This is a genomic window from Pseudomonas baetica (genome assembly GCF_019733355.1).
Classification (GTDB): domain Bacteria; phylum Pseudomonadota; class Gammaproteobacteria; order Pseudomonadales; family Pseudomonadaceae; genus Aquipseudomonas; species Aquipseudomonas baetica_A.
The window spans coordinates 1-557 of sequence record NZ_JAIHLQ010000132.1; the positions used below are offsets into that span (position 1 = coordinate 1).

1 protein-coding gene is annotated in these 557 nt (G+C 60.0%); it reads right to left on the reverse strand.

The window, feature by feature from the left end; translation table 11 throughout:
* Positions 1-557 (reverse strand): VCBS domain-containing protein (locus K5E40_RS34415; RefSeq protein ID WP_221734434.1); only part of this gene is annotated, 557 nt, incomplete at both ends.

Below are 557 nucleotides of genomic sequence, written 5' to 3' on the forward strand. Positions count from 1 at the left end.
TCGATGATGTTGATGTCGAGGGTCGCGTTGGCGGTGGTGCCGTTGTCATCAACCACGGTCACGGCGAACTGCTCAGGTAGGTTGTTCGCGCCATTGGCGGTGGGATGCGCTTCGTTATCGACCAGGGTGTAGCTGTAGCTGACCACGCCGGTTGTCGCGTTGAAACCGGTAATCGTCAGCGTGCTGCCCAAAGGTGTAGTGACCGATTGCGGGAAACCGGCGGCCACGCCATTGGTGACCACGGCGATGCCGCCGACGGTCAGCGTGGTGACGCCGTCCAAAGCCGTGATGCTGAAGGTGCCGCTTTGGGTCAGTGCCGTGGAATCCGGTGCACTGCCGTCGCTGAGGTTTTTCTCGTAAACCGTCAACTCCCCGCCCTCAACGTTCAAGCCGTTGATGATCACCGGGTCGTCGTTGTTGTGGATCTGCAAAACCAGATTCGCAGTGCTGGTGTCACCGTCCGAATCGGTGATGGTGTAGGCGAAGGTTTCGGTGCCGTTGCCGCCGCCGTGCAAGGCTTTGAAGTCGGCGTCGCTGGTGTTCAGCGTGTAGGTGTA